24 protein-coding genes and 2 pseudogenes are annotated in these 24,642 nt (G+C 61.6%); 18 read left to right on the forward strand and 8 right to left on the reverse strand.

What is annotated here, in order from left to right; all coding sequences use genetic code 11:
• Positions 1-83: 83 nt before the first annotated feature.
• A complete protein-coding gene (locus tag RSW2DRAFT_RS13940) occupies positions 84-1,763 on the reverse strand; it encodes a tetratricopeptide repeat protein (protein WP_008032016.1) in 1,680 nt (559 codons plus the stop codon).
• 150 nt (positions 1,764-1,913) lie between these two features.
• Between RSW2DRAFT_RS13940 and RSW2DRAFT_RS18035 the strand changes: the two genes are divergently transcribed.
• Both RSW2DRAFT_RS18035 and RSW2DRAFT_RS13945 read left to right on the forward strand, forming a co-directional pair.
• On the forward strand, positions 1,914-2,354 hold the full coding sequence (locus tag RSW2DRAFT_RS18035) for a hypothetical protein (RefSeq protein ID WP_198008110.1): 441 nt from the start codon (positions 1,914-1,916) through the stop codon (positions 2,352-2,354).
• A complete protein-coding gene (locus tag RSW2DRAFT_RS13945) occupies positions 2,351-2,662 on the forward strand; it encodes a hypothetical protein (RefSeq protein ID WP_008032018.1) in 312 nt (103 codons plus the stop codon). The genes RSW2DRAFT_RS18035 and RSW2DRAFT_RS13945 overlap by 4 nt, the downstream gene beginning before the upstream one ends.
• Positions 2,663-2,761: 99 nt before the next feature.
• Here the strand turns inward: RSW2DRAFT_RS13945 and RSW2DRAFT_RS17230 are convergent, their stop codons facing one another.
• The 4 genes from RSW2DRAFT_RS17230 to RSW2DRAFT_RS13965 form a co-directional block, all read right to left on the reverse strand.
• Positions 2,762-3,721 (reverse strand): SH3 domain-containing protein, encoded by a 960-nt coding sequence (locus RSW2DRAFT_RS17230; protein WP_050786821.1) that lies wholly within the window; start codon positions 3,719-3,721, stop codon positions 2,762-2,764.
• A gap of 121 nt (positions 3,722-3,842) precedes the next feature.
• A complete protein-coding gene (locus RSW2DRAFT_RS13955; protein ID WP_008032022.1) occupies positions 3,843-4,307 on the reverse strand; it encodes a hypothetical protein in 465 nt (154 codons plus the stop codon).
• Between the two features lie 10 nt (positions 4,308-4,317).
• Entirely contained in the window at positions 4,318-4,446 is a 129-nt protein-coding gene (locus RSW2DRAFT_RS18740; protein WP_008032025.1) for a hypothetical protein, read from the reverse strand.
• A 981-nt stretch (positions 4,447-5,427) separates the two neighbouring features.
• Complete coding sequence (locus RSW2DRAFT_RS13965; RefSeq protein WP_008032029.1) at positions 5,428-5,718, reverse strand: hypothetical protein; 291 nt, start codon at positions 5,716-5,718, stop codon at positions 5,428-5,430.
• 432 nt (positions 5,719-6,150) lie between these two features.
• Here RSW2DRAFT_RS13965 and RSW2DRAFT_RS13970 point away from each other — a divergent pair, with 432 nt between their 5' ends.
• The 6 genes from RSW2DRAFT_RS13970 (at position 6,151) to RSW2DRAFT_RS17520 (ending at position 13,667) form a co-directional block, all read left to right on the forward strand.
• A complete protein-coding gene (locus tag RSW2DRAFT_RS13970; RefSeq protein ID WP_008032030.1) occupies positions 6,151-8,094 on the forward strand; it encodes an alpha/beta fold hydrolase in 1,944 nt (647 codons plus the stop codon).
• A gap of 37 nt (positions 8,095-8,131) precedes the next feature.
• Positions 8,132-9,127 (forward strand): SH3 domain-containing protein, encoded by a 996-nt coding sequence (locus tag RSW2DRAFT_RS17235; RefSeq protein ID WP_156790733.1) that lies wholly within the window; start codon positions 8,132-8,134, stop codon positions 9,125-9,127.
• Positions 9,128-9,176: 49 nt separating this feature from the next.
• Positions 9,177-10,607 carry a S10 family peptidase gene (locus RSW2DRAFT_RS13980; RefSeq protein WP_008032035.1) on the forward strand — a complete coding sequence of 477 codons (1,431 nt, stop codon included), beginning with the start codon at positions 9,177-9,179 and terminating at the stop codon, positions 10,605-10,607.
• Entirely contained in the window at positions 10,607-12,157 is a 1,551-nt protein-coding gene (locus RSW2DRAFT_RS13985) for an amidase family protein (RefSeq protein ID WP_008032036.1), read from the forward strand. Before RSW2DRAFT_RS13980 ends, RSW2DRAFT_RS13985 begins: the two co-directional genes overlap by 1 nt.
• Before the next feature lie 71 nt (positions 12,158-12,228).
• The gene (locus tag RSW2DRAFT_RS13990; protein ID WP_008032038.1) at positions 12,229-13,098 is read left to right on the forward strand and encodes a CPBP family intramembrane glutamic endopeptidase; all 870 of its coding nucleotides are present in this window, start codon (positions 12,229-12,231) and stop codon (positions 13,096-13,098) included.
• Between the two features lie 287 nt (positions 13,099-13,385).
• Positions 13,386-13,667: a M23 family metallopeptidase gene (locus RSW2DRAFT_RS17520; RefSeq protein ID WP_083800704.1), complete on the forward strand. Its 282-nt coding sequence runs from the start codon at positions 13,386-13,388 to the stop codon at positions 13,665-13,667.
• A 644-nt stretch (positions 13,668-14,311) separates the two neighbouring features.
• Here the strand turns inward: RSW2DRAFT_RS17520 and RSW2DRAFT_RS13995 are convergent.
• A pseudogene (locus RSW2DRAFT_RS13995) lies at positions 14,312-14,599 on the reverse strand (IS110 family transposase); the annotation flags it as partial.
• A gap of 196 nt (positions 14,600-14,795) precedes the next feature.
• Here RSW2DRAFT_RS13995 and RSW2DRAFT_RS18375 point away from each other — a divergent pair.
• Positions 14,796-15,152, forward strand: a complete 357-nt coding sequence (locus tag RSW2DRAFT_RS18375) for a DUF2946 family protein (protein ID WP_008032045.1) — start codon at positions 14,796-14,798, stop codon at positions 15,150-15,152.
• A 19-nt stretch (positions 15,153-15,171) separates the two neighbouring features.
• On the opposite strand, the gene RSW2DRAFT_RS18040 is transcribed toward RSW2DRAFT_RS18375, so the two are convergent.
• Positions 15,172-15,411 (reverse strand): hypothetical protein, encoded by a 240-nt coding sequence (locus RSW2DRAFT_RS18040; RefSeq protein WP_156790735.1) that lies wholly within the window; start codon positions 15,409-15,411, stop codon positions 15,172-15,174.
• A 367-nt stretch (positions 15,412-15,778) separates the two neighbouring features.
• Here RSW2DRAFT_RS18040 and RSW2DRAFT_RS18575 point away from each other — a divergent pair.
• The 5 genes and pseudogenes from RSW2DRAFT_RS18575 to RSW2DRAFT_RS14025 all read left to right on the forward strand — a co-directional run.
• A pseudogene (locus tag RSW2DRAFT_RS18575) lies at positions 15,779-15,991 on the forward strand (copper chaperone PCu(A)C); the annotation flags it as partial.
• A 274-nt stretch (positions 15,992-16,265) separates the two neighbouring features.
• Entirely contained in the window at positions 16,266-17,069 is an 804-nt protein-coding gene (locus RSW2DRAFT_RS14010) for an ABC transporter substrate-binding protein (protein ID WP_008032048.1), read from the forward strand.
• Positions 17,066-18,121 (forward strand): FecCD family ABC transporter permease, encoded by a 1,056-nt coding sequence (locus tag RSW2DRAFT_RS14015; RefSeq protein ID WP_008032050.1) that lies wholly within the window; start codon positions 17,066-17,068, stop codon positions 18,119-18,121. Before RSW2DRAFT_RS14010 ends, RSW2DRAFT_RS14015 begins: the two co-directional genes overlap by 4 nt.
• Positions 18,118-18,849 (forward strand): ABC transporter ATP-binding protein, encoded by a 732-nt coding sequence (locus RSW2DRAFT_RS14020; protein ID WP_008032051.1) that lies wholly within the window; start codon positions 18,118-18,120, stop codon positions 18,847-18,849. Before RSW2DRAFT_RS14015 ends, RSW2DRAFT_RS14020 begins: the two co-directional genes overlap by 4 nt.
• 486 nt (positions 18,850-19,335) lie before the next feature.
• Positions 19,336-19,881 (forward strand): integrase core domain-containing protein, encoded by a 546-nt coding sequence (locus RSW2DRAFT_RS14025; RefSeq protein ID WP_008032054.1) that lies wholly within the window; start codon positions 19,336-19,338, stop codon positions 19,879-19,881.
• 191 nt (positions 19,882-20,072) lie between these two features.
• Here the strand turns inward: RSW2DRAFT_RS14025 and RSW2DRAFT_RS14030 are convergent, their stop codons facing one another.
• A complete protein-coding gene (locus tag RSW2DRAFT_RS14030; protein WP_008032057.1) occupies positions 20,073-21,620 on the reverse strand; it encodes a winged helix-turn-helix domain-containing protein in 1,548 nt (515 codons plus the stop codon).
• A gap of 221 nt (positions 21,621-21,841) precedes the next feature.
• On the opposite strand from RSW2DRAFT_RS14030, the gene RSW2DRAFT_RS18805 reads away from it, so the two are divergent.
• The 4 genes from RSW2DRAFT_RS18805 (at position 21,842) to RSW2DRAFT_RS14040 (ending at position 24,419) form a co-directional block, all read left to right on the forward strand.
• On the forward strand, positions 21,842-22,000 hold the full coding sequence (locus RSW2DRAFT_RS18805) for an EamA family transporter (RefSeq protein ID WP_394295242.1): 159 nt from the start codon (positions 21,842-21,844) through the stop codon (positions 21,998-22,000).
• 206 nt (positions 22,001-22,206) lie between these two features.
• Positions 22,207-22,407, forward strand: a complete 201-nt coding sequence (locus tag RSW2DRAFT_RS18380; protein ID WP_050786823.1) for a hypothetical protein — start codon at positions 22,207-22,209, stop codon at positions 22,405-22,407.
• A 23-nt stretch (positions 22,408-22,430) separates the two neighbouring features.
• Complete coding sequence (locus RSW2DRAFT_RS17245; protein WP_232209693.1) at positions 22,431-22,724, forward strand: DMT family transporter; 294 nt, start codon at positions 22,431-22,433, stop codon at positions 22,722-22,724.
• An 81-nt stretch (positions 22,725-22,805) separates the two neighbouring features.
• Positions 22,806-24,419, forward strand: a complete 1,614-nt coding sequence (locus RSW2DRAFT_RS14040; protein ID WP_198008111.1) for a histidine decarboxylase — start codon at positions 22,806-22,808, stop codon at positions 24,417-24,419.
• Positions 24,420-24,642 lie beyond the last annotated feature (223 nt).

The following is a 24,642-nucleotide window of genomic DNA, read 5'->3' on the forward strand; positions in this document are numbered from 1 at the left end:
TCGGGGGGCTACGGGGCAACAAAAGTGGTACTTTCGGACAGCTTGCCATTTGCGGCGGCGTCCCTAGCCCTGGATGCACCGGATCAGCCATCAGATTTCGCCAGAATGGCCTGGTACTTCGTGAATAGCATCGGCTGATCGAAAACCGCGCGGATTTCCGACAGCGCTGCTGCTGGCGTCAGGCGGATCTTCTCAAGCTCGGCCGCAAAGTGGATTTCCGCCTCGGCATCGTCCTGGGCGCGCGCGGCCGCCAGCGCCAGCACCAGCCCACGCCGATCGCCCGATGCAGCGATAAGCCGCGATTCCGCCAGGGAAGTCGCAAAATCGCCCTGGCGGAATGCATCCAGCGCCAGTGGTATCCGATACCAGCCAGGTTCCGATGACAGTTCCGCCATCGCATTCCGGATCTGCGCGCTACCATCGTCCCATTGGCCAGAAAGGCACTGCTGCCACCCGATCTTGACCCGAAGCTCGGGATTTGAAGGATTGAACTCCACCGCCCGGCGCAACGATTCCAGTGCAGCGTCCGGCTGACCGCGCGCCAGCAGGATTGACGCCATTGCCTCGTGTGTTTCTGAACTGGTCGGGTCCAGCGCAATTGCCCGTGATGCAGCTGCCAGCGCCTTCTCCAGCGCCGGATCGGAGCCGCCGCCACCGCTGCGGGTCCAGTCGAAAAAAACCATGAACGCCTGTGCCGCCCAGATCGAGCCATTCTGCAAACCGGCATCTGTAAGCTTTTTCAGACAGTTGCGCGCATAGGTTTCATCTTCGGGCGCTTTGGTCAGATCAAAGCTCTGCCAATGCAGGTAGCAGATGTAGGCGGCAGGTGCGGCAGCTTTCCAAGACCGCGAAAATGTCGCCAGCCGGTTGCGCTCTTCGGCATTCAATGCACCAGACGGTGCCGCGATCTGCACAACGATATTGCGCAAGGCAGCCGCGACATTGCTTGCGAGGTCCGGGTCATCCGGGGAAAAATTGGATATCGACGACCAGACAACAGACTGATCCGCAGTCCTGACGAGATGTATTGCCATATCAATCTGCGTTCCGCGTTGGTTCAGCGCGCCCCGAACCAGATATTCGGGAGCGGATCTGTAGGCCATTTGCGGCGATTCGCCGTAAAGAACGCGCAGGCTGCGGTAGTGCGACAACTCTGTGATCAGCTGATTTTCCAGACCGCTGCTCAGGAAATCCAGGTCGTGATGCACCGTCTGGTTGGTTACTGCAGAGACAGCCAAATGAGGAAATTCGGGCGCCCCGAACAATCTGTCTCTGTTCAAAAACACGATGGATGCAATCGCGACGCTGGCTCCGATCAGCACTGCAGCCATCAACGGATAGGGTCTGCCAAGACGGGCGACGATCTGCGGCCCGGTTTCCGGGCTGCTACCGGATTTCGCAATTTCCCTAAGGAGGGTGATTTCCGGCATGATCTGGCCGCGCGGGATGCCAATCCGGATCAAATCACCCTGACCCGGGCCTTGATAGTAAAATGCCAAAAGTTTGCGCAATCTACCGATTTCGACCCGGACGATGCTGTCGGTTGAGGGATCAAAATCCGCTCCGCGCCCCAGAACATCGACGGCGATGCCATAGGCCTTGATCGGAACACCCGGCCCCTTCGTGTGCCAGTGATGCAGCAGATATTCCAGCAAGGCCAAGGAGCGCGAGTCTGGCGACAATGCCCCAGCGGAAACAAGGCGCATGACCTGTTCCCGGGTTTCCAGCTGCGTCAGTCTGTCCGATTCTAGAATCTCAGTCATTGATCAAGCCTTTGATTCTATTTGAATATATCATATTTCCAGCAAGAAGGCCAGCCCGCGCGTCTGTGATTGTACCTGCACGTGCTTCCGCAACAGGGAACCAAGACGCATTTATTGCTCGCGTACGACGCTTGCGTGGAATTAGATCTCATGGACGAGCCAAAGCCTTCTCAACCCTATTCCGATAGCCCCAAGCCACAAGAATGCCAATCGGCTTTCCAAACCCCATTCGCGTCACAGGTATTGCAGTTTTCAACCTATCAACGGGTGCGTCCTCTGACTGATCGAGCGGGAAAAGCCAATGCACCACTATTGTTGCAGGCAAGTTCCGAGAGAGAATCCAGCCCTGGCAAAATTGACGGGCTTTTTGAGAGGGTGTTTCAATCACTCGGTAGTCTTTCAGATCATTTCAGATCTATTGGCGCGCACTCGGCATGTCAGCAGGTCGAATTGCTGGCGTTGGATGTTTCCGAAGGTATGGCGCGAATCTCTACATCGATGGAAGGCGGGGTTAGCGGTGACGACGCGAAGTTGGCGGCGCTCGCAGGGGAGGCGGAAACTGCAGGAATGAAAGAACTGGAACCGGAATGAACACCGACACCACCGCAAGAATATCCTACCCCTATCACGTCTCCAACATGCATCGCGAAACAGTCGAGATGACCTTTCCGGATTTTCCCGAGGTTTGCGCAATCAGCTATTCCGGCGAGGTCGCCTTGGCTTTGCTTGCGCCGAAGCTGTTCCAGATCATACAAATCAGGATGGATCTGGGGCTGGTGGTGCCATTGCCTTCGGCGGGCAATGATCGCCTCGATCTGCCACCCGATCTTGCGCGGAAACTTTTCCACTATTGGCAATTCCGAGGAGAAGTTTCGCCCGGTGGCGGCACTGTCTGGTAACACCGCGCACTCAATTCCGGGCCTGCGCCTGCGTCGCTAGACCGAAGGCAAAAATGGGTCTTGCCAAAACGGGGACCCTGAAGGTCAACTTGGCCAGACTCAGCCGCCGTTGAGCACGGCCTCGGGTATCTCATAGCGTTCGGTGCCGATGCGGATCAGAAACAGATCGGCATCCTTTTCATAGGTCATCGCAGCATCTGCATCTGTGAAGGCAGGGATGCCGCCCTGGAACAGGATATATCGCTCTTTGCCGTTGCCCATGGCGATCCACAGGTTCGCCTCGTTTGGCAGGGGGCGGATCACACCAAAGGCGCATTGCCCGGTCGGCTGGCCTCTATTGATGGCGCAGGGGACCTTGCCCGTGGCGGTGAACGGCTCGCCGTTGCCCAGCACGCCATTTGCGACAGGGCGCGGCCTGGTGGCAGGTGGCACGGGCGCCGGGCTGGCGGTTTCGCGAAGATAACGCCCCGCGACCCAGCCGCGCAGGCCCCCACTTTCAACCTTGCACCACCGTTGGCCGGTGCCGCCGCGGCAGCCCAGGTTGCGCACCACTGCACCCGCCAGCAGTCGGCCCAGAACCGCATCGCCGGTCGAAGGCCCGGCGCGCAGGTTCAGCGTGTCGCCCGTGGCCAATCCGGTTACCTTCCAGAAATCCGGACCGCCAGCATCGCCGTCCGCATAATCACCCGCCGAAGCCGCCCCGGTGATCCGCAGCGAAACCGTGTAATCCGCTACCTCGTTGCGCCGTGCGGCATTGCGCATCAGATAGACTTGAACCCGGTAGTCACCACTCGTGGGAAGCACCGCCGTCATGCTGGAACCCTCGGACGAGCCGATGAACATCGCCGCGTCCGCGCCGGGCGCCGTGACGTTGAAATAGGCACTTGCGTTGCTGGTCGACATTTCGACCCGTAACTGCTGACCGGCAGAGGCGCCAAGCAGATAGGTCACATCCTCGTAGCCACGGATACGACCGGTCAGGGTGGCGCCATCGTCACCGCGCGGGAAGCTGACTCTTTGGCTGTCCTGCGCTTGGATTGGCGATGATGCCAGCAACATCAGCAGAGCCAGAGTTGCACTTCTTGCCTGTCTCAAGCCGTTCATCTGTTGACCTTTCTGACAATGGCGAAATTGACCGCGCCCAACACGAGGCAAAGCCGGGCGCGGTCAGAATCCGGTCTCAGGGCTTGGCAGCCCATATGAGGCCGGGTGCTGCGGGATCTGCCCTTTCTTCTTCGGCGTTGGCACAGAAGGCGGCGGTGTCCATCGAGGCAAGTGTCAATTGTGATCCCATGTAACTGCCCAAAGTCACCATGACGATCGAGTGCAGCTTCAACTGGTCTGCTTCGGGCTTGACGTCAAACTCGGCCGCGGGCGGATAGACAGCGGCGAACGCCTCCTGATACTTGGCGTCGTCGATATCGAAGGCCTCGCAACTGAAAGCCGTTGCCTTCTGATGCGCAATGGATTTCAACCCGGAAACTTGTTCGGGGCTGAGCGTGGTATCGGCGATATGGGTTACATAGGCCGACACCGCAAGGTCGGCGGCCACGGCCGGAGGCACCGGATCGGTGGCTTGGGCAAGACCAGCGGTGGTCGCGAGAAGCGGCAGGGCCAGGGCGGAAAATCTGGTGAAACGGTTCATGGTATTCTCCTCAGTTCCAGAAGACTTCGCGGGTGGCGCGCGCCGAATAGTGCCCGTTGCGGTAGCACTGCTGCGCCCGGGTGTAGCAGGTGACACCGGGCAGATCGGCCGGAAAGAACACCTGATCAGGCTCTCGCATTTGTGCCCGCTCACGGCGGTTGCGGTCGATGGCCGACCTCATCGCCAGACCGAGGATGAGCCCGGCTGCGGCAGCGTCGGTATTTCTGTTGGCGAGGACTGGGCTGGGTGCTGCCAGCCCGGCAACGACTGCGAGAGTAAGCAACATCGGCGTAATTCGCATCTGTATTCCCCCAGGAACAAGAGGTTGCACGCGCCGCAGCGAGCACTACGGCGCCTACAAGAGTGTTTCATCTGATGTCGGGCGGCTATCCGAAACGCGAAAACCCGCAGAAAAGGGCGATCTCGCCTATCCGAAAAAAAGTCCCCGGGGTGGCAGAACGCCCCACGCACCGCTTCTCTGTCACTTCGAACCCTGCGGCAGCACGAATCTGGGTTTCAGATGGGCCGGGCAGGTGGCATCCGGCGCGACCTCCGGGCGTTCAATGAACGCCGTGCCGATGCCCTTGGCGCATTGGGAGAAGTCAATCGAACCATTCCCTTGCGCGTTTTGCCGGAGGGCAAGCGCCAGGACGCGGTTCTACGGCGGTCAGCGCGAGTTCCAGCGTGTCAGCCTGGCCTGCAGCATCATGCAGACATTTGCGGACGAAGCGCTGTCGATTGCTGCGCCTGCCGTTGAGTATTGGGTAACGCGTCCAGTGTGTAGCCGTCCGGCCGCTCGGGGAACGGCGTTTCGCCTCGCACATTCCTGGCGCGGGGGCGCCTGGACCAGGTGCGCGCGAGGATCCTGTCGCAAGGCGACGTGGGCTCGGTCACCTCGGCGCTGATGGACTGCGGCTTACCAAATCCGGGCCGGTTCCCGCAGGTCGCCCGCTACACATTCGAAGTTCTGCCAGCGATACGCTGGTGCGACAGCGCAATCCGTCGGACGCCGATCCGATCTCCCTCAACGGTCAGCGTGTCCTCCACGGTCAAAAAATAGCTAACAGGATCGCGCCACCTCCCCACCAGGATGCAGCTTGCCGCGTATTTCTCGTCCGGTCTATTCGTCCACCTGGCAGATTCCGTTGGCGCCGTGCTTGCCAGTCCAGGACGCTGTGACCGTTCCATCGGGGTTGGTGAAAAAGTCGATGGAATCGTTGCCGAGTTTCGCCTCATAGGCGTCGCCGACCATCTTCAGCTTGGCCTCCTTCCCGTTAATGTAAACTGGCCCGCCCTCGTCGGCATGGACTTCAATTCCACCGCCGCAAGTTGCATTGAAAAAGGGCACCTTTGCCAGAGCGGCAGCCGGCGTGATCAGGACAAGTGCCGAGGACAACAGGATCGTGCGCATGCGAGGGTCTCCCGTCATTGGAAAGGCCGAAGCCGAGCCACAGCCAAGACACGGTGATACGATGATTCGCCACTGTTCACTATCCGCTATGCGAATTCGCGCGGGCCCCTGCGAAACCGTCGCCGCACTTTCGGATTCCTTTCGTCTGCTAGATAGGCCGTGCCCAAGCTTTCCTGGACGAGACTATTTGGCCGGATCATTCGATGGCAGCCGAAGCGGTAGGTGCGGCAAATTTCGCATTCTGGATAGCACCGGACACCCGCTCGGCGCTACCAAATTGGTCAGACGACTTGAAGACAGGCTACCGACGAAAATGGATGACCTGAGCTGGGTCTCAGGCTGAAGAGTCGGTCCAATAGAACTGATGCGGCGGTCCACTATGCGGAAGTCGTCGCGTGGTGGCATCCTTGGCGACCTTGGAAGGAGTATGAAATGACGCCGGACCAGATCATCGCCACGGTATTGGCGCTTCTGACCGCCGAGCCGGCGGATAAGGCCTTTCCGGTCATCACAGCCGGAGGAGCGATGGCCGAATACCCGGTGACCGTCGAGGCCTGCCCTCGCCCACTTCCCGCCGCCGAGGTCGAAGGTAAGACCTTGATCTGCGGTCGCATCGATGTGCCAGAAAACCACGACAAGCCGGACGGGCCACGGATCGCGCTCAGCTTCGCGGTCCTGAAGGCGCATACGCAAAGCCCCGCGCCCGACCCGCTGATCTATCTGCACGGTGGCCCGGGGGGCGGGGCCGTGCGCGATCTGGCGGGCATCGTCGTGCCGATTTTCGAGGGCCACCGGGCGCGCCGCGATGTCGTCACGTTCGACCAGCGCGCGGCGGGGATTTCATCGGATATGGTCACTTGCTTCTCGACCTTCGAGGACAGCATCGTGGACCTGTTTCAGCCCGCCACTCTCGGCAACAAGATGGAAGAGATTTTCGCCAAGTGCACAGGCGAATTGAAGAACAACGGCCGCGACCTGTCGGCCTACAACACGGTGCAGAACGCGAAGGACGTCCGGGCCGTCATGCAGGCCCTCGGATACGGCACCTACAACATCTACGGCATTTCCTACGGCACCAAGCTTGCGCTGGAAGTCATGCGCTCGGCGCCCGAGGGCGTGCGTTCGGTGGTGATCGACAGCGTCTTTCCGCCCAATGCCCGCGCTTATGACACCAACATCCTGCCAGTGCAGGAAGGCGTGCAGCAGGTCATTAACCAGTGCGCAGCCGACACGGCCTGCGCGGCGGCCTTCCCCGACCTAGAGTCCACGATCCAGCGCGTCGCGGTGAAGCTGGCGAAGAACCCGATCCCGGCGGCGCGCGGCCGTCCCGAGATCAATGTCGCAGCGCTGATCAAACTGTTCGAGGACCGAAATGCCTTTGGCCACTGGCCAAACACCACCGGCCATATTCCCCTGATCGTTACGGAATGGGATCGGGGAGAGACCGGCACCTATGACCTTCTGTCCTCGGGTGCCTCTGCCCGGGCGGCGGATGGGGGCGAGATGCTGAAACCTTTTGCCGACAAGATGGCCCCGGATCAGACCGTGATCGCGCGGATGTTGCTGGAAGGGGCGACGGCGGCCAAGCGCGATGAGATGTTCAAAGGCTATGCCTTGGCCTCGCTGTCGGATTCGCTGGCGAAGTCAGCGCGCGATGTGACCAGCCTTGCCAAGCGACTGGACAAGATGATGACCGACGCGATGGTCGCCACCCGCTCGAAGGAAGAGATGCTGCGCTTTGCCAGTGCCTATGCGGCGCTGGCGCACCAGACCCCCGAACGCGCCACCCTGCGCGCGCTCATCGTCGATCACCTGTCGGCCGCAGACATCGACCCGACGCTAGCGCTTCTGGACCAGTTGACCGACGGCGACGTGGCCGAGGTCTTTGCCGCCGTTTCCAAAGAGGCGCGCACGCTCTACAAGCCCATCGTCGACATGCTTGACCTGATGGTGGTCGCCTGCACCGAGGATATCCCCTTCAACACACGCGAAACCATGCAGCAGGTTGTGGACGGGTTGAAGTTCAAGTTCCTTGCCAAGTCCGACAATGTTGACGGCAGCATCTATGATCTTTGCCCCTATATCCCCCCGGCGTTGCCCTTCCCAGGCTTTCACGACGCGGTGACGAGCGACATCCCCACGCTGGTGCTTTACGGCTTCAACGATACCCAGACATCGACCGAAGAGGCGCTGCTGGCCGCCGAGGGCCTGAGCCGGGCAACCGCGCTCGGCTTCCCCGAGGCCGGACATGCGGCGTTGGTCTTTTCGCAATGTGCCAAGGATATCGGGCTGGCTTTCGTTGAAAGGCCCGGGGATGCCTTGGCGACCGACTGCATCGACATGCTGAGGCCAAAGTTCATTCTGCCCAAAGACTGATCGCGCGGCTCCCGGCACGTCCGGGAAGGCCACTTGAATGGAGAAAGGAATGCACCCCTATCGATTGCTATTCCCCGTCCTGACCGCGGCCCTCCTTGTCGGCGCCTTGCCTGCGGTGGCAGAGGACATCCGCGCCGAAACCGTCGACGCTGCCTCCACCGCAGCCGGGATCGTCCTATCGGGAGAGATCACCGGCGATGACAGCGCCGAATACACCGTCAGCGGCGTGGCGGGGCAGATCCTGTCGGTCGATCTTTTGTCCGACAACGGCGGGCTATACTTCAACATCATGCCGAAGGGTGCCGCAGAGGCGATGTTCATCGGCGCGACCTCGGGCGCGGTCGCCGACGTGACGCTGCCCGCCGCTGGCGACTATGTGGTGCAGGTCTATCTCATGCGTTCGGCCGCCCGGCGCGACGAGACGGCGGCCTATACGCTAGGTATCGGGCTGGCTGGGGGCGATTTCGCCGACGGGCTGGCTGGGGGGCCTGACTGGTGGCGAGTGACCGGCCTGCAGGAGGGCAGCATGCTCAACATCCACTCCGGGCCGCACACCCGATATCCGGTGCTGATCGGCGCGGCGAACGGGCAGCTTGCGCAGAACCGCGGTTGTCGGATGACTGGTCCGCACCGCTGGTGCAGCGTGAGGTTTGACGGGTCGGGCCAGCAGGGCTGGGTCGTCGGCCGCTACCTGACCGAGGCCGCTGCGCCAACCGCACCCGAGGTGCCCACAGGCGGCCCGGTCGGAAATGGCGTGCCTTTCGACGCGACCGGCGAGGTGCCCTGCGCTACCGTCGCAGGCCAGCCGACGCGGCCCTGCCTGTTCGGCGTGGTCCGTGACGGCCCCGGCAACGCGGGCGTTTGGGTCGCGCTGGGCGATGGCCGCGAACGTGCCCTCCTGTTCGAAGGTGGCGTTCCGGTTTCGGCAGATTCGCCCGAAGCGCTGAGCCATGAGAAGGTCGATGACCTGTTCACCGTTCGCTTCGGTGAGGAAAGATACGAGATCCCCGAGGCTGTCATTTCCGGCGGTTAACCCTGCGAAACTTGCCGTCTCAAACATCGCAATAACAAGGACTGCGACCATGACCTATCTCCCTTTGTCTCGTCTGTTTTGCGCCCTGCTTGCCGCCTTTCTGTGGATGGCCGGCGCAGTCACGGCCCAAGAGGCACCGACCTGGAACGCCAGTGCCGGAATGATGCCGATCGGCGAAGACCCCGAGCGCCCAGATGCCGAGTTGTTCCATGTCGACTACATCAAGAACGGAGCCGACCCCGCGACCCGCCCGGTGACATTTCTAGTCAATGGCGGGCCGGGCGGGGCGAGCATCTTCCTGCACATTGCCGCCGTGGGCCCGCTGACCATCGCCACACCCGGGGACGGCACCTTTCCCGCTGTCCCTGCGACGCTGGAGAAGAACTCCGACAGCTGGATCGACTTTACCGATCTGGTGTTCATAGATCCGGTCGGCACTGGCTACAGCCGGATGCTGCCCGGACCGGACGGCCAGCCGGGCGACCCGGAGAAATACTATGCGGTGGACAGCGACATGCACACCATCGCCTGGTTCATCCGGCAATGGCTGACCGCGAACGACCGCTGGGGTTCGCCCAAGGCGCTGGCGGGGGAAAGCTATGGCGGGCAGCGCGTCTCAGGCCTGTCGCAGATTCTCGCGCAGGACTACGGCATCAATCTGAACATGGCGATCCTGATCTCGCCGGCGCTGCACACCGAGATCCCGGACACGCGCTATTCGATCCTGCGTCCCATCACCTTATTCCCGACCCAGGCCGCGATAGCCGCCCATTACGGACTGAATGGAGAGCCGACTGGCACCGAGGCGCTGGAGGAGTTCGAGCGTTTCGCCTTGAACGAGCTTGCAAGCGGTCTTGTCAGACTGGGGCGGTCGGACCAGGTCAGCACCAAGGCCTTCTATGACACTGTTGCCGGGATGATCGGTCTTGATCCGGAATACGTCGCCCGCAAGCGGGCCCGCATCGGCGACCAGGACTTCGCAACCACGATCCTGCAGAACAAGGGCCTGATGATAGACCGCTATGACGGGACGATCGCGTCCGAGAACCCCATCCCCGAACTTGCCGGACTGAACGTCATGGACCGGTCGCTGGCCGTCCTGACGGGGGTGCTGCTTCCGCCCTTCATGGACTATGTGCGGGGTGAACTTGGCTATGTCACCGACCGAAGCTACATCCCGCTGAGCATTGCGGTCAATCTGGCCTGGGACCGCAGTTCCAAGGCCGGCGGACCGGACGACCTGGCGCTTGCGCTGACGCAGAACCCGGATCTGAGGGCGCTCGTGGTCCACGGGATGCACGACCTCGCCACACCCTATTTTCTGTCAAAGTATGTTCTGGAACAGTCGGTCGTCACACCGGGTGCACGCGAACGGCTTTACTTCGGGGTCTATCCCGGCGGTCACATGTTCTATCTCCAAAAGGCCAGTCGCGCCGAATTCGCTGCCGATGTTCGCAAGTTCTATGAAGGGGCCAACTGATGCGCACGATTGTTCTCGCCTTCGCCCTCGCGATGCTGACGCCGCTTGCATCCCAGGCTGACGACGTGGCCGCAAAAATCGCGGGTCTGCGGATCGAACGGCTTCGCCCGCTGGATTTTGCTCCCTTTGCCAAGGACATGGCCGCGTTTCAGCCGCCGGCCGAGCTTGACGCCTTTCTGCTGTCCGCAGGCATTGCCGACATCCAGTCCGCGATGGCTGCGGGCGAGTTGACCTCCGAGATGCTGACCCTGTGGCACCTGGCGCGCATCCAGCGCCTGGATGACGGCTTGCGCGGCATGCTGGAGATCAATCCCGCCACGCTGGATGACGCCCGTGCCGCTGACGCGCGCCGCGCTGGGGGGCAGTCGCTTGGGACGTTGGATGGCATCCCGATCACCCTGAAGGACAATATCGGCACCGCGGGCCTGATGCACACGACCGCGAACGCCGAGATCCTGCTTGACCGCGTCGCAAAGGGCGATGCCGAACTGGTCGCCAGCCTTCGCGCCGCCGGGGCGGTCATCATCGGCAAGGCCAGCCTGTCGGAATTCGCCGGTTCCTTTGCGACGGGCTACCCGTCGGGCGGCAATGGTGCCGTTGGTGGGCAAGGCGTCAACCCCCTTGGCCCCTGGCCAACATATGGGTCCAGTTCCGGATCGGCGATCAGCGTCGCCGCACATTTCTCCGTCGTCAGCATCGGGACCGAGACGGCAGGTTCGCTTGTCTCGCCCGCCGGGGTGATGAGTCTCGTCGGTATGAAACCCTCGGCCGGGCTGGTCAGCACCGAAGGCGTCGTGCCGCTGATCGCCAGCAATGACGGCCCCGGCCCGATCGCGCGCACGGTGCAGGACGCGGCGCTACTTCTCGCTGCCGCCGACACGGCAGAGGTGGACTATGCCGCGGGCCTTTCGGCTGATGCGCTGACGGGGGTCAGGGTGGGGGTCTTGCTGGCGGACATCGCCGATGCTGGCATGGGGACCGAAGCCATTACGCGCACGGCCGCGGCCTTTGTGTTGCTCGGCGCTGATACGGCCCCGGTCACCCTGGACGTTCCCCTGGATGTCATCCAGCAGTTCTTCACTTACCTCAGCGCGGGCATGCGCTATGACATGATGCCCGTCGTATCCGCGCACAACCCGGCTGTCGTGACGCTGGAGGACTTGATCGCCTACAACAAGGAAGATCCAAAGCGCCGCATGCCTTTTGGCCAGGATATGCTGGAAAAGTTCGCGCCAATGACCGCCGAACTTTCCGCCGCAGACTATGCAAAGCTGACCGCCGACATGCACAGGGTCATGACCGAGGCGATCGACGCCGCCTTTGCCGCGCATGGCGGGGTAGAGGTGCTGGTCAGCATGGCAAACCTGCATTCGGTGTTCTACGCGACAGCGGGCTATCCGGCGATCACTGTCCCCATCGGGCGCAAGGACTCGGGTGAACCGGTGGGCGTGACGCTCATCGGCAAGAAGGGGCAGGACGCGCAGCTTCTTTCCTATGCCTATGCGTTCGAGCAGGCGACTCGCGCGCACATTCCGCCAGACCTGCCCTGACGCTGTGGAGTCAACGAACTCTGCCGAAAGCCTTTTCCAGTCCTTCAACTTCTCCAACGGATTGCCACGAGATGAATGCCCAAACCAGCTCTGTCCTTTCGACCATCCGCGCGATCCTCAACTTCCCGCTGATCCGGATTCCGCTGCTGGGCGGCATCCTGTTTCTGGGCATGGGGATCAGCAACGGCTTCATGGCGAACAACAGGGACTCGATCCCGACCGCTCTTGTGCTTGTCCTGCTGATGGTCGCGCTGGCACTGGCGATCTATTGGGCCTTCGTCCGGTTCGTCGAGAATCGCCAGGTGTCCGAATTGTTCTTGTCTGGACTGGGCGGCGAGTTCGGACTGGGCCTTCTGCTCGGCTTTGGCCTTTATTCAGCCTGTATCCTTATTCTTGTTCTGCTGGGCCACTACCGGATCGAGGGGTTGAACGCCTGGACCCTCATGCTGCCGATGGTCCCGATGGCGATCAGCTCCAGCTTCCTTGAAGAGCTGATCCATCGCGGCGTCCTGTTCCGCGTCACTGAAGAATACCTTGGCAGTTGGATCGCGCTGATAACCACCTCGGCGTTCTTCGGCGCTCGCCATCTTGGCAATCAAGATGCAACAGTGATCGGGGCCGTGTTCATCGCGATCGAGGCCGGTGTGCTGCTGGCTGCAGCCTATATGGTGACCCGCCGTCTCTGGCTGTCGATTGGCTTCCATATGTCGTGGAACTTTACGCAGGCTGCGATCTTCTCGGGCACGGTATCCGGCATTGAAATGCCCCCGGGCCTTGTGAAAGCCGTGATTGAGGGGCCAGAACTGATGACGGGCGGCAAGTTCGGCGTCGAAGCCTCGGTCGTTGCGTTTCTGCTGTGCACCGCAACCGGAGTGGCCCTGCTCTGGCAGGCGATCCGGCGTAGCCGGATTTTGTCCCCGATGTGGAGCATCGGCCGCTGACAGATCCTTGCTGCATACGGCTATCCCCCGTCAGCAAGTCGGGTTCCTTTATGGTGGCCTGGATCAAGCCCGGATCGGCCACGCTGCCGGAGACGATGTAATGGCGCTTCTGGAGCCATTGCAAATCCAGGGACAATTCTGGCAGAGTCGGGGAATGCCATTCAACGCGGCGGCAGTTGCACAAGCGGCATCATGCCCGCCGATCCCGCCCGATACCTGATCTTCGGCACGCTGGTCCTTGCCCCCTACGCAGGCCAGGTCGTTCTGGCCGAGGGAGGCCGCCCGACATGGCCGTCCCGGAGGTGGACGAACGCTATCCGGCAGGCAATCACGTGCTCTTGCGCTGCGGTGACCGCGGCATTCTGCTAGCGCATTTCCGGCAGGGATCGCTGCAGGTCGCGGTAGGTGACACCCTCGCCACCGGCAGACCGATCGGTGAGGTTGGCAATTCCGGCGAAAGCAGCGAGCCGCATCTGCACATGCACGCCCAGTTGCCGGGCCCACCCAATGCCCCGTTCGGCGGCATGCCGGCTGCGGTTCAACCGTCCCAGCCTTCAGATGCTTCTTGATTGTGTTGCGGGATAAGCCAGTGCGTCGGGCAATCTCGCAGATCGCAAGCCCATGCCGCAAACGCAGCGTTCGAATGACGTTCAAAAGTCCCATGTGGATCACTCCGTTGCCCCCCGTCGCTCACCGCGCGGGAGAAGGGTCACATGGGTCAAATCTCAATGAAAATTATACGCCTACCCGGGTCAGTTCTGGGTGAAAATCAACACCCCGCACAGCAAGAGGAGCCAGTGACCTCTTGGGTCGGGATGCTGATCAAAGTGACCGTTCTTGGCTACTGCTTCACAAGCGGCATCCCACCCGCAAAACGCTGTCTCAAACGCGACGCCGAAGGGGCTTTCGGATGTGGCTGCAAAAATAATATATATTTAATATAATGGCTTATCCTCCATTTGCCATCCTGACGCCGGAGTCGGCAGGTTCCGCTGCTATCCGGCAAGATCAAACCTTCGGTTCAACGTTGCGCAGCAGAAACATGGCCTTGGCGCTGCTAAGGCTCTGGTGGCGGCGCACAAAGCTGACCGGGTCGGTCAGGAAGGTCCAGCGGGCCGGGGGATAAGCAGCGGCCGGGTCAAGGCCACACTGACCGGTGCTGCAATCTCCAGCCAGTCCGGCCATACCACTGGAACCGCCAGTCCTTGCGTCTCGCCCCGGCATCCTCAGTGGCGTTCTTCTGCCGCTTGGCGAAGGGCTTGACGTCGGCAGGTGGAATGACCCGCACATCGTGGCCAAGCTTGCCGATCTCGCGGCTCTGGAAGCGCGCGCCGCCGCGGGCTTGTATGGCAACGACACAGGGTAGGATATTGCTAAAGAACGCCAGAACCTGATCCCGCCTCAGCTTCTTGCGCAGCACCGCCTGACCCGCCCCGTCAGCCCCGCGGACCTGAAACAAATACTTCGCCTGGTCGAGCCCGACCGTGGTAATCTCAGACATGATCGTCCTCCTTTGTGGATCCCCGCAAACCCATCTTGGCACATTGATGCCGTCGGGGGGGGCGGTCACATCATCAGTGCCGATGCGATGTCAAGCTTCGGAAATAGATATTCGGGCGTTCAACCCGGTGCGATCGACATCTGTTTGCCTCAGGTTTTTTCATCTGATATCAGGACGCATGGTCAGGAGCATCCTGTTGGCGTTTGCAAAGACCGCAATGGTCTTGCTGGTGGTGACAAGCCTCCTGACACTCGGTTTTTCTCATCGCCCGGCCGTGAGCAGCGCCGATCTTGCGAAGGCAGAATACCTTGGCAGCATGGGATTGGCTGCCAGCGATCTTTGCGCCGAGCCGGGCGAAAAGGGCGGCGGGATGAGCATGGGCGATTGCCCGGCCTGCCACCTTGTATCGTCGGTCATGCTTCCCGAGCCTGTCGCAAGTCCTGTCGACATTGAACTGCGCTATGCCGCAGTCGTGCTTGTGCCAGCCCAGGCGCGCGTTTTTGGCCGCACCACCAATCCCGCCACACCGGTGCGTGCCCCCCCTCTGGCCTGATCGCCTGAATTTCCAACGATCAATCCAACTTGCCGCGCCAATGTGCGTCGGCATTTCCCGAGGGTAAGCCCATGACATACATCGCTTTCGCTACGGCTTTTGCCGACTCTCCGCCTTGGCCGACAGGGCGGTGACTGCCAGCTTTGCCGGTCAGATCGTGAGCAAGCCGCTTTCCACTGCGGAAATCCAGCAAGGTATTTTCATCAAGGCCGCAGGTGTCAAAGCCGAAGACAGCAGCTGCCCTTGTCGGGTGGTCCATCCGGCTTGCCTGACCAATCCCGCTTTTTCCGACCCCTGGCCCGCAAACGGTTCTGCCGGGGCCGATCGGGTGCGGTCACCAGCGCCATTCTTTGGGGGGCAGGACAGGAGGCGTCCCGCACCTGCACCCATTGCCGGTGCCGTCTCGCGTTGCCGCGGAACGGCACCGCACTTCCCCTTCGGCGCCCTTGCCGAAGGGGACTTTTCTTTCACCGGAGGATAACGACATGAAACGTTCCCTTGTCACTCTCGCCGCCCTGCTGTTGGCCAGTTCCACCTTTGCCCACGAGGTCAGGGTCGGCGATCTGCAGATCATCCATGCCAACATTCCCGCACCTGTGGCCCAGGCCCAGGTAGCGGCGGGGTATATGGCGATCTTCAACGAAGGCGACCAAGCCGACAGGCTCTTGGGCGTCGAGGTTGGTTTTGCAGCCGAGGCCATGCTGCACACCACTGAATTCAGTGCCGACGGCGTGGCCAGCATGAAACATGTCGAGGCGCTGGATATTCCCGCCGGTGACACGGTGATGCTGGAGCCGGGCGGCTATCACATCATGCTGATGGGCCTGACCCGCTCGCTGGAGGTCGGCGACATGATGCCCGCCACGTTGATCTTCGAACATGGCGGGCGGGTCGAGATCGAATTCATGGTCGATCTGGCGGAGGGGTCGGTTGATCACGCCACGATGGACCATTCCGCCATGGGCCATTCGGCGGGCCACGATGCCGGCCATGCCGCACCGGTCGCCACAGGCGATGCCGTCACGGATATCGAGGCCCTGTTGAAGGCGCAGTTCGACACGCCCGAGGCCCCGCTGACCGTGGCCCCGAATTCGGTTCACGGCACTGTCGCCATTGCCGGTTGGGCGCACCTTCAGCGTCGAAGCCGCGATTGCCGCCGACCCCGATGTGGCGCTGCTGGCGGGCTGGCAGTTCGATGCGCTGGGCGAAGGCGTGGCGCAACTGGAGGCCGCGGGCATCCCGGTGGTCGTGGTCGATTACAACGCCCAGACCCTGGAGGCGCACCTTGCGTCAACCCGGGTGATCGGCACGCTGATGGGCGCGCAAGACCGGGCCGAGGCACTGGCCGCGCTGTATGAAGGCAAGATCACCGACACCATGGCGCGGGTCGCGGCGGCGGGCGATACTCCGCGCAAGGTCTATGTCGAGCTGGCCAAGAAAGGCCCGGCCGAGGTGGGCAACACCTATGGCAACGGCATGTGGGCGGGGGTGATTGACCTGGTGGGCGGCGCCAATATCGCCAAGGGCCAGATCGAGAACTGGGGGCCGCTGGCACCGGAATATGTGCTGGCGCAGCAGCCCGAAGTGATCCTGCTGGCCGGTTCGGAATGGCTGTCGGCCCCCGAGGCGGTGCGCGTGGGCTTTGGCGCCGATGCCGCAGCGGCGCAGGAAAAGATGGCCGCCTACCTGACTCGCCCCGGCTGGGCCGACCTGCCCGCCGTCACATCGGGCGAAGTGCATGCGATCTATCACGGCGGCGCGCGGTCGCTTTCGGATTTCGTGTTTGCCCGCTATCTGGGCAAGGTGCTGCACCCCGCCGCCTTTGCCGATGTCGATCCGCAGGCCGAACTCGCGGCTTACTATGCCGAATGGCTGCCGATCCCGCTGGACGGCATCTTCGTGCAGAAGCTGCAATGACCGATGCAGCCCAAACCTCTGGCGGGCTTTATGCCCGCCGGATCAGGGCGCGCGCGGCGGCGGTGCTGGCCGCCGCCGCTGCCCTTGGCCTGCTGCTGGCCGCCGATCTGGTCACCGGGCCGTCGGGGATGTCGCTGGCCGATCTGAACGCCGCCCTTTGGGCTGGACCTGCCGGGCAAGACCGTGCGGCGGCGGCGATCCTGTGGCAAATCCGCTTGCCGCAAAGCCTGATGGCGGCCTTGGTCGGGGCATCGCTCGGTCTGGCCGGGCTGATGATGCAGACCATCCTTGGCAACCCCCTCGCCAGCCCGTTCACCCTGGGCTTTTCCGCTGCGGCAGGCTTTGGCGCGGCGCTGTCGATCCTGTTCGGCGGGCTTTGGGGGCTGCCGCAATGGCTGCAAACCCCGCTTGCCGCCTTTGCCATGACCCTTGCCGCCGCCGCGCTGATCTATCTGATCGCCCGTGCCAAGGGTGCCATCCCCGAGGTGCTGGTGCTGGCGGGCATCGCCGTGCTGTTCTTCTTTCAATCGCTGCAGTCGCTGGTGCAGTTCATGGCCTCGCCCGAGGTTTTGCAGCAGATCGTGTTCTGGCTGTTCGGCAGCCTGCTGAAGGCAAGCTGGACCTCGGTGCAGGTCTGCGGCGCCATACTGCTGATCTGCCTGCCCTTCGTGCTGCGCGATGCCTGGAACCTGACGGCGCTGCGGATGGGCGATGCCAATGCCGCCAGCCTGGGGCTGGATGTCAACCGCTTGCGCCGCCGCAGCTTCCTGCTGGTGGCGGCGCTGACGGCCGGTGCTGTGTGCTTTACCGGCACCATCGGCTTTGTCGGCCTGATCGCCCCGCATATCGCCCGCGCCGCCGTTGGCGAAGATCACCGCTTTGCCTTGCCGACAGCCGCCCTGATGGGGGCGGTGATCCTTGTCGCGGCCTCGGTCATCGGCAAGCTGATCTCTCCCGGTGCGGTGATCCCGGTCGGCATCATCACCGCGATTGCCGGTATTCCGATGCTGCTGACCGTGATCCTGACCCTGAAACCCACAGGTGCGCGATGAGCCTGACCGCAGACCTGCCGCCTGTGTTCAAGGGCCGCAGCCAGATCCTGCAGCCGATGCAGATCGCCGTCCCCGCAGGCCAGGTTCTGGGTGTCATCGGACCGAATGGTGCCGGGAAATCCACCTTGCTTCGCAGCCTTGCCGGCATCGACGTCCTGCACGCCCGGTGGAACGGCCAACCGCTTTCACACCGGCAGATCGGCTATATGCCACAAGCCTTTCAGATGAACGCGAGACTGTCGGTGCTGGAAGCCGTTCTGCTGGGCAAACGCGAGGCCCTGGGCTGGCGCATCGCCACCGCCGATCTGGAGGCTGCTGGCGCCGTGCTTGCCGACCTTGGGCTGGCGCATCTGGAAGGGCGCAGCATGGATCGCCTGTCAGGCGGCCAGCAACAAATGGTCCTGCTGGCGCAGCGCATCCTGCGCGCGCCCCGGCTGTTGGTGCTGGACGAGCCGACATCGGCGCTGGACCTGCACCACCAGCTTGTCATCCTGCGGCACCTGAAATCCTATGCCCAAGACAAAGGCGCGGTGGTGGCACTGGCGCTGCACGACCTGACCCTGGCCGCGCGGTTCTGCGACCGGCTGTTGCTGATTGACAAGGGTCAAAGGCTTGTGATCGGTGACAACGAAACCGTGCTGACATCGCGGCAGATCACGGAGTCGTGGAACATAACGCCGGAGCTTTTGCGCGCACGGGATGGATTTTGCGTGATCGTTCCACACTGAGCGCGCCTGAACAGAAACCTGTCCTGCCCCCAAATGCGCAAGGCGCTGTTAAAACGGGATTGGTTTCCGACCGAGGGGGCCGCGACGACGTTGATCTTCTTGATTCTCCGCAACGTCGAAAAGAGCCGCCACGCCGTCAGCGACTGGCTTGCAGCCCGCTATCGTCTGGCGAAATTGCCCGCCGGGCGCCTCAGAGACTGACCGCATTTGAAGACCACATGGCCCCGGTCAGAGACACGCAGGCTCCGACACTCCGGCCTTTCAGAACGGAAACCACGGCGCGCTGCGCCTTACCGTCACGCTGCAAACCGGCAACTGAAGGGAATCGAAGCACAGAGCCACGATTTGGCCGTTACGCGCCAGAATTGCGTTCAATTCGTTGGTGGGAATTCCCGAAAGGGCCCTCGCGTCGGACGGTAATCCCCCCTGAAAGCAAGGGGCTGCATAGGTAGAATTTTCTCGGCAAGATGAGCGACGAGATTTTGAATGAAGCCAAGCAGACACACTGAGGCACAGGTCATCGCGATCCTGCGGCAGACCGAAGGCGGTGTGCCGGTGGCCGAACTGTGCCGCGAGCATGGCATGAGCAACGCCTCAATTTACAAATGGCGGGCGATGTATGGGGGCATGGATGCGTCCCTGATCACCCAGATGAAGACCATCGAGGTCGACTTCTCGCTGCCTGCCGAGCGCGTGATCCGGAGCTTCGACCGCATCATCGAATGGTGCGGCAAGCCTGGCACCATTCGGGTTGACAATAGCCCGGAATACATCAGTGAAAAGCTGATGAAATGGGCCGAGAAACATGGGGTTATCCTCCTGCATATCCAGTCCGGGCAGCCCCAACAGAATGCCTACATCGAGCGCCACAACAGCACCGTCAGGCACGAATGGCTGGACCAATACATCATCGAGACCATCAAGGAGGACCAAGATCAAGCCACGCAATGGCTGTGGACTTACAACAACGACCGCCCGAAAATGGGCATAGGCGGCATCACACCCGCACGGAAACTGAAAATGGCCGCGTAAGTTCTACGAATGCACCCCACCAAAAATGGGGGGATTGCCGTGCCGCCAATGGCATTGCGACCGTTGGTGGTGCTCCCGCGCAAGCCTCCCGATGAGTCCAGGGACCAATTGGCGACGGGATCAAATTTCCCCGGGAGTGGCCCGAGGTGAATTGACAGTCTGACCGGCAGCAACCTTCCGTCACGGCGCAGCTAAAGGTCCAGAACCGCCAAGGCATCCAGCATTCTATGCCGCGCTGGACCTTGCACATTGAAGGGTGGGTTGAAAAAGCGCATCCAGTCATGAGGCGCGTTGTCCTTGCGCAAGGTCGCGACGATCCGGTTGGCCGCGTCGACTTTGCCGGATGCTGCCAGCAGGATAGCGCAGGCCACCCACAAAAGCGCATAGCCGCCGGGCCGCGCGGCAGCGATTTGGGCCCAGTGGGCCGCCTGCTCCAGCTCGCCGCGCTGCAAATGAGCCGTTGCACGGTCGATGTATAGCGAGGAGAGGAACGGGCTGACTGGATTGAGCAGCTCGGCCCGGGCTAAGTTGTGCAGGGCCTCGTCGGGGGGGCCGTTCAAGGCCGCAAGAAAACCGACTTCGGCCACGCCCGTCGCATAACCTGGCCCAAGCTCCACCGAGCGCCTTGCATGGCGAAAGGCTGCGTCGACGTCGCCAAGCAACCAGCGGGTATGCGCAAAAGCGAAATGCGCAGCCGGGGCCGTTTCGTCCAGATGCAGAGCCTGTTCAGCCGAGCGTTGGGCCGCCGCGCGCTCGGCCGGCTGATCTTGACAGAAAGGCGCCCGGGCGATTGTGGCCTGACATTCTGCAAGAGCCGCAAAAGCCGACACAAAGGAAGGGTCTATCCTTGTGGCGAGCGCAAAATAGTGTCGCGCGCGAAGGAGGGGTTCTTCGCCGTATTGGGCAAAGGCGTCCAGACCGCGGAAATAGGCTTGCCATGCCGTCAGGGCATGATCCGGAACCGCCCGGGCCAGATTGCGCTCGGACCAATCTATTCCGTTCAGGACGACTGAAAGGATCCGGTCGGTAAGCACTGTGATCAAGCCTGCGATCTCAAGCCCGGTAGTCCGGAACTCGTCAGTCCAGACAATACTTTGAGACCGCGTGGCGACGAGATCGACACGCAGAACAACGTCGCGGTCGGCTCTGAAAACCGATCCAGCAAGCACATAAGCTACACCAAGCGTCACGCCAGCCTGCAGGCCAGACACGTCCCGCAGGGCGAAGGCGCTGTCGCGTCCAATGACGTCAAGACTGCGCAGCCGCACGAGCTGGCTGATCACATCGTTGACGACCCCGTCCAGCCAGATCCGTTCATCCGGCAGAACCGCAGGGTCATAGGCAAACGGCAGAACGGCGACGCTGCCGGGCCGCAGCTGGGTCGGTACCATACCATTGGTCGGGGCGGCGATGGGCCGATTGCCGCCCTGATTAGGTAAAACCAGCAAGTAGCCCCGGCCCTGCACGGTTCTGAGTTCTGACGCGCCCGAACCGCCCAAGGCGCGCCTCACGTCATGCACGCACTGTGTGAGTGAGTCGTCCGACACCGTGACTTCGGGCCATACCGCCGACATCAGCCGCTCTTTGGTCAGGACCTGACCTGCATGCTGAGTCATATAGCAAAGCAGGACAAAGGACTTCCGGCGCAGCGCCACGTCACCATCGCGCCCTATCAGCCGCCCGCGCCCCATATCCAGGGTCACCTCGGCAAACTGTACCACAAATGTACCAGCATCCACTAAAGGACCCTCGCCCAAAGTTCCCGATGATACGGTAACATGGTTTTGCGCCAACCTGTCAATGTACGACCCAGAACTCCACAGGCGAAGTTTAGCGCCATCCGCAAGGGCAATGCGGCCCGCAGTTTTAGAACTATTTCAGCCGCCTTTCAGGACGGAACAACTTAGGCCAAGGCATGCTCAGGCATACCTTTTTTGCACCCGGATCAAGGCCGGGACCGATGTCGCGCCGTCATGCCAACCTGTTGTTGATTGACGCGTCGCTTTTGTGGGGCTTCGGAAATGTCGCTCAAAAGACAGAGTTGGTGCATCTGGACCCTTTCAGCGCCGTTGGTCTGCGCTGCCTGATTGGAGGGATTCTGGTCTTGCCACTGGTTTGACGCGCGCGCGATGTCGCCATTGGCCCCGGATTCTTGCTTGGCGCCGCGCGTGTGGCGGTCATCTTTGCTACAGCATTGATCGTCCAGCAGGCGGCCTATTCGTCGACCAAGGTCACCAATGCGGGGTACTTGGTAAACATCGCAGCCATCTTGACCCCCTTGCTGGACTGGCTGGTGCTCGGCAAGCGGCCCGGTTGCGGGTCTTGATGGCGGCTGGTCTGGCCTTGGCGGGCGTGTATCTGCTGTGCGGGGGTGTGAATACCTTTGGTCAGGGCGATCTTGCCGCGCTGGTCTCGACCCTGATCTATGTGGTCTGGATGTTGGATCCGGGTCGCCACCTGCAGGTTTTTGGCCAGCCCGTTCTAACTGCCAGCTTTCAATTCTGGTGGCGAGCGGCATCACCCTAGCGATCGGGGGCCTTTGGGGTACGTTGTCGTTTGAATCAGTCTGGGCGGCTTCGCCGGAGCTTGCCTTTCTCGGCATCGGCTCGACGGCTCTGGCCTCTGGCTTTCAGACGATCGCACAACATTATACTTCTGCGAGCCATGCGGCCGTCATTGTCAGTGTTGAAGGAGCGTTCGTCACCTTTGCCGCCGCGATTATTCTGGGCGAACGGGTCACGCCTTTGGCAATGCTTGGCGCCGCTTTGATTCTTGCGGCTATTTTCCATTTGGCATTTGCCGGTAATCCGAAACATGCCGCAGTACCCGGGGCCCTGACATGACGACCGCTTCGCATCCACATCGGATCAGAAGATGACTTGATACGGATATTTGCTCTAATCTGCATGCTGCTAGCATTGGTGTTGGCGAAGCCACTGTTTGCCGAAAGCCCGAAAGACGCAATTCATTCCTGCCTGAATGCTCAGCCAGAAGACTTGCTGCCGCAACTGTGCGCCCCTCTTGACCCCATTTGGCAAAGCGATCAGGCGCTTCAACAGTATTGGGTGGTGGAACAAACCCCCGCGAGCAGCCTCGGCTTGATTTCGGCAATTTTTCAGCACCGTTTCAGGACTCTCCTCCTCCCCACCTGCACCTTTGTTGGCAAGCCCGGTAGCGCCAGGCGATTTCAATCTGGAATGAGGCCAACCATGGGACCGAACCGCATTCTCCACAACCGTCGCGGCTATATCACCGAAACCGTCTTTGACGAGGACCGTCGCATCTTTACCGAGCAGCAGTATTCCGCGTCCTCCGTATTCACATGGGCTCCTCATCCCGCGGAACGTATGGCTTCGGTGCTGAACTCCGTCGAACGTCGGATGCAGGCCGCGCATGACGATCACTTGGGCTATCCGTACAATTTGACATGCCGCGCCAGCGCGCCGCCCATTCTTGCAAACTACTTGATCAACAATCTTGGCGATCCCTATGTCGGATCGCGCTACGGCTCGGAAGTTTGCGACCTGGAGCGCGAGGTGGTTGCCTGGCTGATGCGCCTTTGGGAGTGCGACAATCCGGACGACTGGTGGGGATCGGTCGGGGCCAGCGGCACGGAAGGCAACTTCTGGGCTCTCTATCTTGCCCGCGAGGCCTTACCCGAGGCGGTGCTGGTCCACAGCGCCGAGGCGCATTACTCTATACCAAAGGCCGCGCGTATCCTGCGGATCCCGACGATAGGCGTGTCCTGCGACGCAGACGGCACAATCCTCACGGATGTCCTATCCGTCGCTCTCGAAGGTCTCAATCGCAAGAAGGGGGTTATCCTAGCGCTGACATGTGGCACGACGGTAAAGGGCGCACATGACGATATCGCTGGCGCGATGATCCGGCTTCAAAGTGCAGGCTTCGACGCTGCGCGCCGGTTCGTTCATGTGGATGGAGCGTTGAATGCCATGGTGCTTCCGTTCCTTGACGACGTGCCGGAAAGACTGCGTCCGACATTCCGCCACGGGATCGACAGTATGTCGACCTCTGGCCACAAAATGATAGGTACGCCCATGCCGTGTGGTGTGCTGATCACACGCCGTGCTCATGTCGCACGGGTCGCCAATGCGATCGCCTACCTTCGATCGGACGACACCACTCTTATGGGCTCGCGCAATGGCCATGCAGTGCTGGCACTGTGGACTCGGCTGATGGGCCATGGGATCGAAGGCTTTCGGAGTGACGTGCACGCCTGCCTGCGTCGGGCAAGCGGCCTCGCCACATCGATGCGCCTCGAGGGCGTCCCTGTGCTCCACAACCCCTCCTCGCTGACTGTCCTTTTTCCCGAACCCGATGCGGCAATCGTGATGCGGTACCAGCTGTCATGCGTGGCAGGCCAAGCACACGCGATCATCATGCCTAATGTTGGTGAAGAGCAAGTGCAGCGGTTTCTAGATGCCTATATGGCGTGGTGGCGGCATCAGAGGGTCACAGGAGGTCACAAATCAAGTCCATCGGCATACATGCTTCAAGGGGCCAAACTTACGACTTAGTGGGCAAGAGATTACGCAGGGCATGCAGTGCGTTGCTTTGGCATGTTCGACACCATGCCCGGGCCTCGAGCTAATCCGTGGCAAAAGCGGGAGCTCGGGATGGTCGTAAGATGGCGCGGAACTCGATCACCACAAGATGCCGACACGCTGTTCGTACACTGCCGGAACGCAAAAGGCCCCCGCGTAAGGGGGACTCGTCAAACGTTGAGGTGGCGTTGAGGTA

Origin of the sequence: Rhodobacter ferrooxidans (assembly GCF_000176015.1) — a bacterium.
Lineage (GTDB): Bacteria > Pseudomonadota > Alphaproteobacteria > Rhodobacterales > Rhodobacteraceae > Pseudorhodobacter_B > Pseudorhodobacter_B ferrooxidans.